Source organism: Streptomyces sp. NEAU-174 (genome assembly GCF_052665095.1).
Map to the genome: position 1 here is coordinate 64,129 of NZ_JBQTCE010000015.1, position 15,283 is coordinate 79,411.

Sequence of the window (15,283 nt, forward strand, 5' to 3'; positions counted from 1 at the left end):
CCCACGCGTGAACGCCGCACGGCGGCGGCCGGTCGGGCCCGGTGTCGTACCGGCCCGGCACAATGAGCGGATCGGCCGAGAGGAGACGGATTCAGGTGGCAGCGCCACTGCCCAACACCCAGCAGGCGATGCGCCGGCGCAATCTCTCCCTCGTGCTGCACGCCGTGGCCGCCCACGGCCCGCTGTCCCGTGCCGCGGTGGCGGCGCGGGTGGGGCTCACCCGGGCCGCCGTCTCCACGCTCGTCGACGAGCTGATCCGGGACGGGCTGCTGGTCGAGCTGGGCCCCTCCCGGCCCGGCACGGTCGGCCGCCCCGGCAGCGCCCTCCAGCTCAACGAGCGCGGTCCGGCCGGGCTGGGCGCGGAGATCGGGGTGGACCATCTCGCGGTGTGCGCGGTGGACCTCGCCGGGCGGATACGGGCCCGTACCGAGCTCGCGTCGGCGAACCGCGACCGCTCACCGGCCCCGGTGCTCACCCAGCTCGCCGGCCTGGTCCGGCAGGTCGCGGCGGAGGCGGAGCTGGGCGGGCTGCGGCCGGTGGGGCTCGCGGTGGCGGTGCCCGGCCTGGTGGCGCGGGACTCGTCGCTGGTCGTCCGCGCCCCCAACCTGGGCTGGGAGGGGGTGGACATCGGTCCCGAGCTGCGCGCGGCGCTGCCCGGTCTGCCGGTGACCGTGGACAACGAGGCGAATCTGGGCGCGCTCGCCGAGCTGTGGCGGGGCGGTCACGACCCGGCGCCCCGGGACTTCGTCCATGTCTCGGCCGAGATCGGCATCGGCGCCGCGGTCGTGCTCGACGGGCAGTTGCTGCGCGGCACCCACGGCTTCGCGGGCGAGCTGGGCCATGTGCCGGTGCGTCCCGAGGGGCCCGAGTGCGTCTGCGGCGGGCGCGGCTGTCTGGAGCAGTACGCGGGCGAGGAGGCGGTATTGCGGGCGAGCGGCCTGTCCCCGGAGGAGGCCGCGGCCCGGCATCCGGGCCCCGGTGGCCGTGTCGCCGTGCTGGCGGTGCGGGCGGCGAGCGGGGACCAGCGGGCGCGGCGGGCGCTGCGCGGCGCGGGCGCGGCGCTCGGAATCGCCCTCGCGGGCGCGGTGAACCTCTTGGACCCGGAGAAGGTGGTGCTCGGCGGCGCGCTGACGCCGCTGGCGCCCTGGCTGCTGCCCGCCCTGGAGCGGGAGTTGGGCCGACGGCTCACCGACCCGGCCCGTCCGGGCAGCGGGGCGGTGACCGTCTCCCGGCTCGGCCCGGACGGTCCGTTGCTGGGCGCGGCCAGCTCGGTGGTGCAGGCGGTCCTCGACGATCCGGCGGGGTTCCGGGACCCCGCCGGGGCCGATGAGCCGGCCGGGATCAGAGGAAGCGATGCATGATGTGCAGCCCCACATAGCCGTTCGTGGGGTGGGCGAACGCCTTGGGCACGGTGCCGATGACCTCGAAGCCGAGTGAGCGCCACAGCGCCACCGCCCGGGTGTTGCTCTCCACCACGGCGTTGAACTGCATCGCCTTGTAGCCCTCGGCGCGCGCCCAGTCCAGGACATGCTCGCCCAGGGCGCGACCCACACCGCGTCCGCCGTGCTCGGGGGACACCATGAAACTGGCCCCCGCGATATGCGCGCCGGGCCCCATGTGGTTGGGGTTCATCTTGGCCGAACCGAGGACCGTGCCGTCGGGGTCGGTGGCGACGACGGTACGGCTCGGGGGCTCCAGCATCCAGATCTCGCGGGCCCGGTCCTCGTCCAGGTCACGAGGGTAGGTGTAGGTCTCCCCCGCGGCGACGATGCGGCGCAGGAAGGCCCAGATGGCGGGCCAGTCCTCGGCGGTGGCGGTCCTGATGAGCATGCGGCCCATGATGGCGGCGGGCCCGGCGGACCCGCGAACGGTTTTTCACGGCCGCGCCTGCTCCGGGCGCGGCTGCCGCCTCGACCCGCGCGGAGCCCCCGGCCGGGCGACAGCACCGCCTGCCATGGCGAGAAGCAAAAGGCGTGCAACCCCATCGGCATCCGGACGTGAAATCACCGCAGTGACGCCAGAAAACTCGATGGCCGATCGGCACCAGAACATATGAGGCAAAATTCCATGCATCGGGCGTGAACCCGTCGGCGCGCGACCCGAGGCAACGTCCACCATCCCCTGGCAAGCTCAATCGTCACGCCGGGAGTGCTCGCGAGCCGGGAAAACAGATCGAGACAATCACGGCAGTTTACAGTGACGTAACCCGGAGTAGCCGTGCGCGATCATTCCGCGAGCAAGGATGACCGCTGAAAGGAATCATTCGGTCACACGCCGATTCCGGGGGTATTGATGCGAGAAAACAAAACTCTGGTCACTTCTGCGCGGGGGAGCGTGGACTTACCGTATGCGGCCCTGGCACTGGAGGCGGCCGAGGAAGGCGCCAAGGCCATTGATGAGCACGCGGCGGAATTCCTCCAGTCGGTTACCAGCAAGGGAGCCCGCTACGACCTCGTGACACGCGCCGACAAGGAAGCGGAGCGCGCGATCATCAGCCACCTCTCGAACCGAAGCCCGAGCGACGGAATCCTCGCCGAGGAGACCGGATCGCGGGAGGGGACCTCTGGGTTGCGGTGGGTGATCGACCCGATCGACGGGACCACGAACTTCGTGCACGGGCGACGCGACTTCGCCGTCTCGGTCGGGCTCGAGTCACGCGACGGGATCTTCGCGGGTGCCGTGGTCCGGCCTGCTCACGGCGACTGGGCCGCGGCGGAAGGAGACCGGGTCTTCTCCAGCGCCGGACACCAGATGTCGGTCTCCTCGGTCGGGGTAAACGAGGCCCTGGTCGCGGTCGGCCTCTGCCACGACGCCACCGCACGGGCGTTCACCCTGCGGCAGATCGTGCCGGCCCTGGTCGCCCAGGTCCAGGACTGGCGCTGGGTGGGGTCCGCCGCCTGCGACCTCTTCTCGGTGGCCGACGGCTCGCTCGACGGCTACGTCGGCATCAATCTCAGTATCTGGGATATCGCAGCCGGTATCGCTCTGGTGAAGGCCGCCGGGGGCCAGTGCGAAACCGTTCGGGCCGGGCAGATCGACGCCTTCCTCGCGGGATCTCCCGAAGTCGTCACGGGGCTGAAGCACGCCCTTATCAACCTGTGAACTCCCGGGAAACGGTGCAGAAAGGGAATCCCATGGTGCAACTGCTCAACGAGATCAGCTCCCCGGAAGACCTGCACAACCTGTCCGAAGGGGAGTTGGAACGCCTTGCCTCGGAAATACGCACCTTTCTCATCGAGCAGGTCTCACAGACCGGTGGTCACCTGGGCCCCAATCTCGGCGTAGTAGAACTGACACTGGCACTGCACCGGGTCTTCGATTCTCCCAAGGATTCCATCGTCTGGGACACCGGGCACCAGTCCTATGTCCACAAGATCGTCACGGGGCGCCGGGACATGTTCGCCACGCTCCGCACGAAGGGCGGCCTCTCGGGCTATCCGTCACGAGCGGAGTCCGCACACGACCTGGTCGAGAACTCTCATGCCTCCACGGCGCTCGCCTACGCCGACGGGTTGTCCAAGGCGTACGCGCTGCGCGGCGAGGTCGATCGGTGCACGGCGGCAGTCATCGGTGACGGTGCCCTGACAGGCGGCATGGCGTGGGAGGCTCTGAACAACATCGCGTCGGCGGGCAACTCCAGGCCCCTGGTGATCGTCGTCAACGACAACGGCCGTTCCTACTCGCCCACGGTCGGAGGGCTTGCGCGGCACCTCTCGGCGCTGCGGACCCTGCCGGCGTACGAGAGGTTCCTGGCAGCCGGCAAGGAGATCCTCGACCGCACGCCCATCGTCGGCAATCCGGTCTACGGGACCCTGCACGGCGTCAAGCAGGGGCTCAAGGACATCGTGACACCGCAGGCGCTCTTCGAAGACCTGGGTATCAAGTACGTCGGGCCGGTGGACGGACACGACGTCACCGAGTTGGAGAACTCCCTGCGCCTCGCCAAAGGGTTCGGAAGTCCTGTCATCGTGCACTGCATCACGGAGAAGGGACGCGGATACAGCCCCGCCGAGCGGGACGAAGCCGAACGGTTCCACGCCGTGGGGAAGATCGACTCCCGCACCGGCGAAGCGTCGTCGGACGGTTCCCAGAGCTGGACGTCCGTCTTCTCCGCGGAAATCGCCGAGATCGGTGCGGAGAACCCGAGCGTCACCGCCATCACGGCGGCCATGCAAGGACCGGTCGGACTGGGTGAGTTCGGCAAACGCCACCCGGACCGGTTCTTCGACGTCGGCATCGCGGAACAGCACGCGGTCACCTCGGCGGCCGGCATGGCGATGGCCGGTCTGCATCCCGTCGTCGCCGTGTACTCCACCTTTCTGAACCGGGCCTTCGACCAGCTCCTCATGGACGTCGCCCTGCACCGGTGCGGCGTGACGTTCGTACTGGACCGCGCCGGCATCACGGGCAGTGATGGTGCCAGCCACAACGGCATGTGGGACCTGTCCCTCCTCAACATGGTTCCCCACCTGCGCGTGGCCGTCCCCCGGGACGCCGACACCCTTCGTGAGGAACTCCGCGAGGCCGTCGACGTCACGGACGCGCCGACCGCCCTGCGCTTCCCCAAAGGCGCGGTCGAGCCCGCCGTGCCCGCCCTCGAACGCAGGTACGGCGTCGACGTGCTGTACGAATCCGAGCAGCGCGCCGTACTGATCGTCGGTGTGGGCGCCATGGCAGGCCCGTGCGTACGCGTAGCGCACCGGCTCGCCGACGACGGTGTCGGCGCCACGGTCATCGACCCGCGGTGGGTCAAGCCGGTTCCCGAGGGACTCATCCGGCTGGCCCGTGGATATCGTCATGTCGTCACCGTGGAGGACAGTGGACGCATGGGGGGTGTGGGGACAGCCGTGACGCAGGCACTGCGCGATGCCCGCGTCTCCGTTCCGGTCGACGTCATCGGGATTCCCCAGCGGTTCCTCGACCACGGGTCGCGCGGTGAACTCCTCGCGGAGCTGGGACTCGCCGAGGATGCCCTGCACAAGGCCGTCTACGGCGCGGTGGACCTCGGCCCGGGCAAGAACGGGGGCTTTCGCCGGGGTGGGAGGACCCCGAGCAACCTCGTGCCGATCGCCGACAACGCCTGAGGATGCGGCCACCGGGCCTCGTACGCCACCGCGGCGGAGCGGAGTCCTCGTCCCGGACCACGTCAGATGCGACACCCGCGCGTTCCCACGTCGGGTCGGTCGCGACCTGGGCCACGCGCGCCGTTCAACGAGGTGACACAGCCTGCTCACGATGAGACAGGTTTTCCTGCGGAAGGGGTGCTCCTCGATCAGGGGCACCCCTTTTCACCAGCCAGGTTGGTGACATGCGCGGAAGTCGGGAGCTGAACGTGCGGTGACATCGCCGCCACGGCATCTTCCGCGGATCCGCCGGTCCGCCCGGGAACCCGTCGCGACCGCGTGTTCCGCCGGTGGCCGCCGGGAGCCGTATGGCGCGTCAGTGGGCGCCGCGCAGGAACGCCTCCAGGCCCGCCAGGTCATCGGTGTTGAGGTAGTCCACGTCGGCGGCCAGGAGCTCACGCCACAGGGCGTCGCGCTCCGGTCCCGCGACGTCCGGGGTGGCCCAGAAGCGCACGGTCTGCCGGGCGTCGTGCGCGGAGGCGACGAGACGGCGCAGCGTCTCGCGCTCCGCCGCCGGTATCGGACCGGCTCCCGTCCAGGTGAAGGTCTTGGTCCAGTCGGCGCTGATCAGCGGGATGAAGGAGGCGGGCACGCCCGAGCCGAGGTCCTCCAGCCGTCCGTCGTAGAACGCGTGGCGCACCTTCTCGGCCTCCATGGGGGCGCGTGCGCCGCGGTCGCCGGAGATGACGGCGGTCACCGCGCCGCGGCGCACCCGGCCGCCGACCCCGCCGTAGGCGGCGCTGAACAGGTGGCCGTAGCGGCGCAGCCGCTTGGCCAGCTCCAGGTAGGTCGGCTCCCCGGCGGTCTTGAGGTCGATCAGCAGCTGGAGCGACAGGTCGTAACCGCCGTAGACCCGGCCGCCGTTGGCCTTCACCCGCCGGGCCAGCGGGTCGAGGTAGAGCGACTCCAGGGTGCGGGTGGGGTCGAGGTCCGTGGCGTCGTGCGCGACCAGCAATTGGCCGTCGACCAGCCAGATGTCGGCCTCCACGCTGCCGAAGCCGTGGGAGAGCGCGTCGAGGAGCGGACGCGGATGCTCGTAGTCGTTGTGGGCGTGGGCTCTGGCCAGCGGCCGCTCGCCCTTGGCGCGGTCTCCCGAGCCCTCCTTCGAGTTGTCCGTCGCGACGGCGGTGCCGCCGGACGAGGTGGACGTGCCCGCGAACGCGGGCGCGGCCGCGCCGCCCGCCAGAGCGGCTCCGAGGGTGACGACAAAGGCACGGCGTGTACGGCGGTCCATGGGGCCTCCCGGCTCTCGTCCCGGCGGGGTGCCGGATACGCAGGATCGACGCCAGTGAGTATCGGGCGGCCGTATGGCCAAAGGGCAGTACTGAGCGAAGAGTTCCACGGGTGGTCTCCGGCCATTTCCTCGCCGTTCCCGAGGTGCCGGGGCGGTTGCGGCGGTGCCCGTGGGGGGCGCGGGGCGGATGCGCGCGCGGTGTGAACGGGCGGGGGCGCGGGGGCGCGGCCCACGACGCGTTCGGAATGTTTACCCGTCGGCGACGGCCACCATAACCCTCACCCGGGCACTCTTTTGAGTGAATGCAAAAGCCCAAAGTCCGCTGATAACTTGGCAGTTGCTCGAGCGGAATTTTTCTTCAAGGTCCGTACAGGGATGGGTGAGCATTCACGATGACGACGTCCGTTGAACCGGGTTCCGGTACCGACATTTCGCAGCCACAGTTGAGCCTCGGCACGGCGGCCGCGCGGAATCTGGCGACGACGACCAAATCCGTTCCGCAAATGCAGGGGCTCACCTCGCGGTGGCTGCTGCGCATGCTGCCGTGGGTGCAGGTTCCGGGTGGTTCCTACCGGGTGAACCGCCGGGCGTCCCATACGCTCGGCGACGGCCGGGTGGAGTTCACCACCACCGGATCACAGGTGCGGGTCATCCCGGTCGAGCTGCGCGAGCTGCCGCTGCTGCGCCGGTTCGAGGACACCGCGGTGCTCGAGGCCCTGGCGGACCGCTTCGCCCAGCGGGAGTTCGCGCCCGGCGATGTGCTGGTGGAGGCCGGGCGCCCGGCCGATGAGCTCCTCCTCATCGCCCACGGCAAGGTCGACAAATTGACCGAGGGCGCGTTCGACGAGCCCTCGGTGATCGGCTCGGCCGCCGGTGGCGACCACATCGGGGAGCCTGAGCTGACCGCCGCAGAGGCGGGCACCTGGGGCATCACCGTGAAGGCCGTGACGTCCTGCACGGTGCTGGCCCTGCCCCGGCAGGAGTTCGAGGAGCAGCTGGACCGCTCACCGGAGCTGCGCGCGCATGTGGAGGCGGTGCGCTCGGCGCCGGAGACCGAGCGGAACGAGCACGGGGAGGCGGCCATCGCGCTGGCCTCGGGACACTCGGGCGAGCCGGTCCTGCCGGGCACCTTCGCGGAGTACGAGCTGACGCCCCGGGAGTACGAGCTGAGCGTGGCCCAGACCGTGCTGCGCGTCCACACCCGCGTCGCCGACCTCTACAACGAACCCATGAACCAGGTCGAGCAGCAGCTCCGCCTCACCATCGAGGCCCTGCGCGAACGCCAGGAGCACGAGCTCATCAACAACCCCGAGATTGGCCTGCTGCACAACGCCGACCTCTCCCAGCGCATCCACACCCGCAGCGGACCGCCCACCCCCGACGACCTCGACGCGCTGCTGGCCACGGTCTGGAAGGACCCGGGGCTGATCCTGGCGCATCCGCGCGCCATCGCGGCGATCGGCCGGCAGTTCAACAGCCGTGGCATCTCCCCGCAGCCCACGGAGGTGAACGGGCACGCGCTGCCCGCCTGGCGAGGGGTGCCGATCCTGCCGTGCAACAAGATTCCGGTCTCCGGGAGCGGGGTGAGCTCGATTCTCGTTCTGCGCACCGGGGAGGAGAACCAGGGGGTCATCGGACTGCACCGCACCGGAATTCCCGACGAATACCAGCCGAGCCTCTCGGTGCGCTTCATGGGAATCAGCGAGCAGGCCATCATCTCGTATCTCGTCAGCGCCTACTATTCCGCGGCCGTGCTCGTCCCGGACGCGCTCGGAATTCTGGAGAACGTGGAAGTCGGGCTCTGAATCCGCCCGGCGGACTCTGATGTCCACCCGACCGGGCCTGTGGCCTTCGCATACCTTCCCGAAGATCTACCGAAATGGGTGATGAGCACTTATGACCACCTCCGTGGAGTCCGGTGAGCAGCCGCTGAGTCTGGGCACGGCCGCCGCACGGAATCTGGCGACCACCACCAAGTCCGTTCCGCAGATGCAGGCCATCTCCTCCCGGTGGCTGCTGCGCGTCCTCCCCTGGGTCCAGGTGTCGGCCGGTACGTACCGGGTGAACCGCCGGCTGACCTACACGGTCGGGGACGGGCGGGTGGAGTTCATCACCACCGGATCACAGGTGCGGGTCATCCCGCCGGAGTTGGGCGAGCTGCCGACGCTGCGCGGCTTCGGGGTCACCTCCGTGCTGGAGTCGCTTGCCGACGGCTGTGTCCAGCGCGAGTACGCGCCGGGGGATGTGCTGGTGGAGGCGGGCCGCCCGGCCGACCAGGTGTTCCTGATCGCCCATGGCAAGGTCCGTCAGATCGCCCCCGGCGCGTATGACGAGGGCAGCACGCTGGCGGTGCTGGCCGACGGGGAGTACTTCGGCGACGCGGTCCTGACCGGTCCGGAGCGCACCTGGGAGTTCACCGCCCGGGCCATCACCCGGACCACGGTGCTCACCCTCCCCCGCCGTGTGGTCCAGGAGGCCGCCGACCGCTCCGCGGCGCTGCGCGACCACCTCCAGGGGCTCGCCGAACGGACCGCGCCCGCTCAGAACCGGCGCGGTGAGGCCGATATCGCCATCGCGTCCGGCCACTCGGGCGAGCCGACGCTGCCGGGCACGTTCGTGGACTACGAACTGGAGCCTCGGGAGTACGAGCTGAGCGTGGCCCAGACCGTGCTGCGCGTCCACACCCGCGTCGCCGATCTCTACAACGAACCCATGAACCAGGTCGAGCAGCAGCTCCGCCTCACCATCGAGGCCCTGCGCGAACGCCAGGAGCACGAGCTGGTCAACAACCGGGAGTTCGGTCTGCTGCACAACGCCGACCTGTCCCAGCGCATTCACACCCGCAGCGGTCCGCCCACCCCCGACGACCTCGACGAGCTGCTGGCCCGGCGCCGCAAGACCCAGTATCTGCTGGCGCATCCGCGCACCATCGCCGCCTTCGGGCGGGAGTGCAGCAGCCGTGGTCTGTATCCACAGGGCGTCGAGGTGGCCGGGATCGCGGTGCGGGCGTGGCGCGGGGTTCCGCTGCTGCCCTGCAACAAGATCCCGATCAGCGAGTCCGGCACCAGCTCGATCCTGGCGATGCGCACCGGGGAGGAGAGCCAGGGGGTCATCGGTCTGCATCAGACCGGTATCCCGGACGAGTACGAGCCCAGTCTGAACGTCCGGTTCATGGGCATCAGCGAGCAGGCCGTGACGTCCTATCTGGTCTCCGCCTACTACTCGGCGGCGATTCTGGTGCCCGATGCCGTCGGTGTGCTGGAGGACGTCGAGATCGGCCGCTGAGCCCGGCCGTCGGAGACCGGTCGCCGCGGGCGTGGATCAGGGACGGACGCTGCTGACTACGTCCGCGGTGGCCGCCAGCCCCTCGGAGATGGTGGGCGCCACACTGCTGCTCGCCAGGTAGAAGCCGAGCGTCACACAGACCAGCGCATGCGAGATGCGCAGTCCGCCGCTGCGGAGAAACACCACTGTGAGGATCAGAAGCAGCAGGACCACGGAGATGGAAATGGCCATGGGGAGCCTCCTCGGCCACTACGGAGCATCGGAATCCGGCCGTCAGTGTGGCCCAGAATCGCCCTTGGACCGCCGTCACCTGGTGCTCCATACGGGTGCCGATCTGCTGTTCTGTTACCTCCAGACGATTGCCGCCGCGCGGTGAGCGGGCGCGGCAAGCCCCATCAGGCGTCGGCGCGGATCAGTTCGGCGGCCATCTCGCCGATCATGACGCAGGCGGCGTTGGTGTTGGCCGAGACGATCGACGGCATGATCGATCCATCGGCGACCCGCAGCCCGTCGACGCCGCGGACGCGCAGCCGGGGGTCCACCACCGATTGCTCGTCCCCGCCCATCCGGCAGGTGCCGACGTGGTGGAAGTAGGTGCCGGTGTTCTCGCGGACGAAGTCGGCCAGGCCATCCCGGTCGGTCACCCCGGGGCCGGGCAGCAGTTCGCGCGGCTGCCATGCCTCGAACGCGTCGGTGGCCGCCAGCGACCGGGCCAGTTCGACCCCCTGGACCAGCGTGGCGAGGTCCCTTCCGTCGCCGAGATAGCCGGGGTCGATCAGCGGCCGGTCCTCGGGGTCCGCGCCGGAGAGCCGGACCGTGCCCCGGCTGTGGGGCTGCATCGCGGCGACGGTCAGGGTGAAGCTGTTCGGCGGGAACGGCAGCAGCCTGGGGTGGAACGGGATGTGAAAGAGGAACACCTCGAGGTCGGGGCGGGGCACCCCGGGGGCGGTCCGGGTGAACAGGGCCGCCTCGGCGGTGGTCAGCGGGGGCGGCGGCAGCGGGGTGCCCGCCTCATGGACCAGCCCGACCAGGGGGTGGTCCTGGAGATTGGCCCCCACCTCGGGGGCGTCGACCAGCACCGGGACGCCCACCTCGCGCAGATGACCGGCCGGGCCGATTCCGGAGAGCATCAGCAGCTTGGGCGAGTCCACCGAGCCCGCGCACAAGATGACCTCACGCGCCGCGCGCACCCGCCGTGCCACACCGCCGGAGCCCGCATGACCGCCGGAGCCCGCGTATTCGACGCCGACACAGCGGGTGCCCTCGAAGAGCAGCCGCCGTGCGTGGGCCTCGGTGCGCACGGTGAGGTTGGGGCGGTCCATCGCCGGATCGAGATAGGCGACCGCCGTGCTCTGGCGGCGCCCCTCGTGGATGGTCCACTCATGGCGTCCGGCGCCGTCGCTCTCCGCGCCGTTGAAGTCGTCGTTGTAGGCGTAGCCGAGTTCCTTGGCGGCGTCGAGGAAGGCGGTGCTCAGCGGGTTGGGCGTCACGGCCCGGCTGAGCCGCAGCGGACCGCCGGTGCCGCGGAAGCGCGGATCGCGGCCCTCGGCGTGCTCCAGGGCGCGGAAGGTCTCCAGCACCGAGGCGGCGTCCCAGCCGGCGCAGCCGTCGGCGGCCCAGGCGTCGAAGGTGCCGAGGTGGCCCCGGACGTAGGTCATCACATTGATGCTGCTGGAGCCGCCGAGCACCTTGCCGCGCACGGCGGCCTGCGGATGCCCGGCCAGCCCCGGCTGCGGGACGGTGGTGTAGCCCCAGTCGTGCTCACCCCCGATGAGGCTGAACCACGCGGTGGGGTCGTGGATCTGCGCGGCCGCGTCGTCCTTCCCGGCCTCCAGCAGCAGCACCCGTACGTCCGGGGCTTCGGTCAGCCGGGCCGCCACCACGGCGCCCGCCGAGCCCGCCCCCACCACGATGTAGTCGAAGTCGCTCACCATGTGCCCCCGTTCCGGACCCACCCGACGTGCCGCACAGCTGTTCGGCACTCTAGTGGCGTGATCGCGGAGCGGGGGCGGGTTCGCCGGATCCGGCGGGTCGGCCGGTGGGTTGGCCGATGGGTCACCGGCCGGTCAGCCGGTGGGGGCCGGCAGATCCACCAGCCCGGCAAGCGCCTGCCGGTGGCGGCCGGGGGTGCCCAGCGCGATCTGGTCGCTCTTGGCCCGCTTGAGATACAGATGCGCCGGGTGCTCCCAGGTCATGCCGATGCCGCCGTGCAGCTGGACGCACTCCTCGGCCGCGTGCACCGCCACCTCGGCGCAGTGCGCCTGGGCCACGGCCACCGCGACCGCCGCGTCCGGGCTGTCCGTGGCCAGCGCGTCGGCGGCGTACCGGGCGGTGGCGCGCGCCGAGACCAGCTCCAGCCACAGCGCGGCCATGCGGTGCTTGAGCGCCTGGAACGAGCCGATGGGGCGCCCGAACTGATGGCGCTCCTTGGTGTGGCGGACGGTCTCGGTCAGACACCATTCGGCCACGCCCAGCTGCTCGGAGGCGAGCAGCCCGGCCCCGGTCAGCAGCGCCCGCCCGATGGCCCCCTCGGCCCGGCCGGGCCCGGCCAGCCGGCGGGCCGGGGCGCCGGTGAGGGTCACCGCGGCGAGCGGGCGGGTGAGGTCGAGCGAGGTGAGGGGTTCGACGGTGACGCTGGTCTCGGCGGTCTCCACGGCGTAAAGACCATAGCCGTCCGCGCCGGTGGCGGGGACGAGCAGCAGATCGGCGCCCGCCGCGCCCGCGACACCGGAGACCTGGCCGCTGAGCGTGGAGTCGCCATCGGCCCGTACGGTCGCGGCGGGCGCGCCGGACCCGCCGCCGGGCACCACTGCCACGGTGGACAGCGGCACCGCGAGGGCGCCGACCGTACGGCCCTCGGCGACCGCGCCGAGCAGCCGGGCCACGGCCTCCTGGTCGGTGTCGCAGCCGAGCAGGGCGGCGGCGGCGAGGACGGCGCTGGTGAGGTACGGCACGGGGGCGACGGCGCGGCCGAGCTCCTCCATCACCACCGCCGCCTCCCGCGCGGTGGCGCCCTGGCCTCCGAGCTTGTCCGGCACCAGCAGCCCCGCGGTGCCCATCTCGGCGCCCAGCGCGCGCCACAGCGCCACGTCGTACGCCCGGCCGCTCTCGGCCTCGGAGATCACCGCGGCGGGCGGGCAGCGGTCGGTGAGCAGCGACCGTACGGCCGCGCGCAGATCGTCCTCCGCCTCGGAGTAGAGCAGGTCGGCGGTGCTCATCGGGGCAGGTCCTTCCACGGGACGTCCTTGTCGGTCCGCGGCTCGGGCGGCAGGCCCAGGACGCGTTCGGCGATGATGTTGAGCAGCACCTCCGAGGTGCCGCCCTCGATGGAGTTGCCCTTGGCGCGCAGATAGCGGTAGCCGGCCTCGCGGCCGGTGAAGTCCACCAGTTCGGGGCGGCGCAGCGTCCAGTCGTCGTAGAGCAGCCCCTCCTCCCCCAGCAGCTCGACCTCCAGCGCGCTGATCCGCTGGTTGAGGCGGGCGAAGGCGAGTTTCATGGCCGAGCCCTCGGGGCCGGGCTGGCCGACCGCGAGCTGCTGGCGCAGCCGCTCGCCCGCGAGCCGGGCCGCCTCGGACTCCACCCACAGCCGCAACAGCCGCTGGTGGAGGTCGTGGGTGCGCAGTTCGGGCCGCTCGCGCCAGGTGTCGGCGACGAGGCCGATCATGCCGCCCTCGCGGGGGACGCGGCCGCCGCCGATGGCGACCCGCTCGTTCATCAGGGTGGTCTGGGCGACCCGCCAGCCCTCGCCGATCTCGCCGAGCCGCCGGCTGTCGGGGATGCGCACACCGGTGAGGAAGACCTCGTTGAACTCCGCCTCGCCGGTGATCTGGCGCAGTGGCCGGACCTCGACCCCGGGGTCGGTCATATCGCAGATGAAGTAGCTGATGCCGCGGTGTTTGGGCTGGTCGGGGTCGGTGCGGGCGATGAGGATGGCCCAGCGGGCGAGATGGGCGCTGGAGGTCCAGACCTTCTGTCCGTCGACCACCCAGTCGTCGCCGTCGCGCACCGCCCGGGTGGCGAGTGCAGCGAGGTCGGATCCGGCGCCGGGCTCGCTGAACAGCTGGCACCACACCTCCTCGCCGGTCCACAGCGGGCGCAGCAGCCGCTCCCGCTGCTCGTCGGTGCCGAAGCCGAGAATGGTGGGGGCGGCCATGCCGAGGCCGATACCGATGCGGCGGGGGTCGTTGTCGGGCGCCCCCGCGGCCGCCAGCTCGGCGTCGACGACGGCCTGGAGGGAGCGCGGTGCGTCCAGGCCGCCGAGTCCGGCCGGGTAGTGCACCCAGGCGAGCCCGGCGTCGAAGCGGGCGCGCAGGAAGTCCAGGCGGTCGGTGGTGGCGGGCGGATGGGCGGCCAGGAGTTCGCGGACGCGGCGGCGCAGCTCGTCGGCGTCCACGGCGGGGCGGTGCCGGGTGGTGCTCATCGGTCCCCTCCGGCCTGCCCGGGGACGACGACCACACGGCCGGTGGTGACTCCGTCGGCGACGCGCTGGACGGCGTCGGCCGCGCCCTTGAGCGGTACGCGCTCGCTGACCAGCGGTTTGACGGTGCCCTGTGCGGCGAGCTTGGTCAGCTCCTCGTGGCAGGCGCGGATCGCGGCCGGGTCGTGGGTGTTGTACAGGCCCCAGTGGAGGCCGAGGATGGCGTAGTTCTTGACCAGGGCGTGGTTGAGGGCGGCCTGGGGGACGACGCCGCTGGCGAAGCCGACGACCACGATGCGGCCCTCGAAGGCGACGCATTTGACGGACTTGACGAAGGCGTCGCCGCCGACCGGGTCGTAGACGACGTCCGCGCCGCGTCCGCCGGTGGCCTCCTTGACGGCCGCCACGATGTCGTCGGCGCGCCGGTCGAGGACGAGGTCGCAGCCGAGTTCGCGGGCGACCCGGGCCTTGTCCTCGCCGCCGACGACGCCGATCACGGTGGCCCCGGCCGCCTTGCCGAGCTGGACGGCGGCGCTGCCGACCCCGCCGGCGGCGGCGTGCACCAGGAGCGTCTCGCCGGACTGGATGCGGGCCCTGCGGTGCAGGCCGAACCAGCCGGTCTGGTAGCCGATGTGCAGCGCCGCGGCCTCGGCGTCGTCCAGGGCGTCGGGCGCGGGCAGCGCGGCCGCCGCCGCCACGGGCACCAGCTCGGCGAAGCCGCCCGCGGGGAGCGTGGGCGTGGCCAGGACGCGGGAGCCGACCACGCCCTCGGCGCCCTCGCCGACGGCGACGACCTCGCCGCACACCTCGACGCCGGGGGTGAACGGCAGGGGCGGCCGCACCTGGTACTGGCCGCGGCACAGCAGGGCGTCGGGGAAGTTGACGTTGACGGCCCGGACCCGCAGCAGCAGCTGTCCCGGTCCCGCCTGGGGGTCCGGCACCTCGTCGAGGCGCATGACCTCACCGGGCTCGCCATTGTCGTGCACTCGCCATGCCTGCATCCGGTGGCCTCCACAAACGGATCGTCGGAACGCGGTACCGCGCCGGGTCGAACATACTAACCAGTCGGTACGAGGAGCGGAACCGCCACCACCGTCAGCCATCCTGACCTGCCCACCCGGCGGTGGATGAACTCTTGTGCAACTCTGGAGGCACCCTTGAGCCCGGCGCGTCGGCAGTTAAGAGTGGACGGCGACATATCGGTTCGTTTCCCAGCGAGCCGAT

Annotated in this window: 12 protein-coding genes; 5 read left to right on the forward strand and 7 right to left on the reverse strand. The window is 71.4% G+C overall.

The genetic code is table 11. The annotated features are described in order from the left end of the window. Positions 1-62 precede the first annotated feature (62 nt). Complete coding sequence (locus tag ACT2CW_RS36035) at positions 63-1,361, forward strand: ROK family protein (protein WP_164426755.1); 1,299 nt, start codon at positions 63-65, stop codon at positions 1,359-1,361. Here the strand turns inward: ACT2CW_RS36035 and ACT2CW_RS36040 are convergent. Next, entirely contained in the window at positions 1,342-1,830 is a 489-nt protein-coding gene (locus ACT2CW_RS36040; RefSeq protein WP_166483256.1) for a GNAT family N-acetyltransferase, read from the reverse strand. The genes ACT2CW_RS36035 and ACT2CW_RS36040 overlap by 20 nt on opposite strands. Positions 1,831-2,292: 462 nt before the next feature. Here ACT2CW_RS36040 and ACT2CW_RS36045 point away from each other — a divergent pair, with 462 nt between their 5' ends. Then, the gene (locus tag ACT2CW_RS36045) at positions 2,293-3,102 is read left to right on the forward strand and encodes an inositol monophosphatase family protein (protein ID WP_233362220.1); all 810 of its coding nucleotides are present in this window, start codon (positions 2,293-2,295) and stop codon (positions 3,100-3,102) included. 32 nt (positions 3,103-3,134) lie between these two features. Beyond that, positions 3,135-5,084, forward strand: coding sequence for a 1-deoxy-D-xylulose-5-phosphate synthase (gene dxs / locus ACT2CW_RS36050; RefSeq protein WP_445519586.1), 1,950 nt, complete (start codon positions 3,135-3,137; stop codon positions 5,082-5,084). Positions 5,085-5,439: 355 nt separating this feature from the next. Here dxs and ACT2CW_RS36055 read toward each other — a convergent pair whose 3' ends face one another. Further along, entirely contained in the window at positions 5,440-6,357 is a 918-nt protein-coding gene (locus ACT2CW_RS36055; protein ID WP_164426748.1) for a phosphatidylinositol-specific phospholipase C/glycerophosphodiester phosphodiesterase family protein, read from the reverse strand. Between the two features lie 392 nt (positions 6,358-6,749). Between ACT2CW_RS36055 and ACT2CW_RS36060 the strand changes: the two genes are divergently transcribed. Next, a complete protein-coding gene (locus tag ACT2CW_RS36060; RefSeq protein WP_445519587.1) occupies positions 6,750-8,162 on the forward strand; it encodes a family 2B encapsulin nanocompartment shell protein in 1,413 nt (470 codons plus the stop codon). Between the two features lie 91 nt (positions 8,163-8,253). Continuing rightward, entirely contained in the window at positions 8,254-9,642 is a 1,389-nt protein-coding gene (locus tag ACT2CW_RS36065; protein WP_445519588.1) for a family 2B encapsulin nanocompartment shell protein, read from the forward strand. Positions 9,643-9,678: 36 nt separating this feature from the next. On the opposite strand, the gene ACT2CW_RS36070 is transcribed toward ACT2CW_RS36065, so the two are convergent. The 5 genes from ACT2CW_RS36070 to ACT2CW_RS36090 form a co-directional block, all read right to left on the reverse strand. Then, positions 9,679-9,873, reverse strand: coding sequence for a hypothetical protein (locus ACT2CW_RS36070; protein ID WP_020866016.1), 195 nt, complete (start codon positions 9,871-9,873; stop codon positions 9,679-9,681). Between the two features lie 164 nt (positions 9,874-10,037). Continuing rightward, positions 10,038-11,576 (reverse strand): GMC family oxidoreductase, encoded by a 1,539-nt coding sequence (locus tag ACT2CW_RS36075; RefSeq protein ID WP_445519589.1) that lies wholly within the window; start codon positions 11,574-11,576, stop codon positions 10,038-10,040. 132 nt (positions 11,577-11,708) lie between these two features. Beyond that, positions 11,709-12,860, reverse strand: coding sequence for an acyl-CoA dehydrogenase family protein (locus ACT2CW_RS36080; RefSeq protein ID WP_445519590.1), 1,152 nt, complete (start codon positions 12,858-12,860; stop codon positions 11,709-11,711). Next, positions 12,857-14,062, reverse strand: coding sequence for an acyl-CoA dehydrogenase family protein (locus ACT2CW_RS36085; protein ID WP_164426738.1), 1,206 nt, complete (start codon positions 14,060-14,062; stop codon positions 12,857-12,859). Before ACT2CW_RS36085 ends, ACT2CW_RS36080 begins: the two co-directional genes overlap by 4 nt. Next, positions 14,059-15,060, reverse strand: a complete 1,002-nt coding sequence (locus ACT2CW_RS36090) for an NADPH:quinone oxidoreductase family protein (RefSeq protein WP_037957186.1) — start codon at positions 15,058-15,060, stop codon at positions 14,059-14,061. Before ACT2CW_RS36090 ends, ACT2CW_RS36085 begins: the two co-directional genes overlap by 4 nt. Positions 15,061-15,283: the final 223 nt, after the last annotated feature.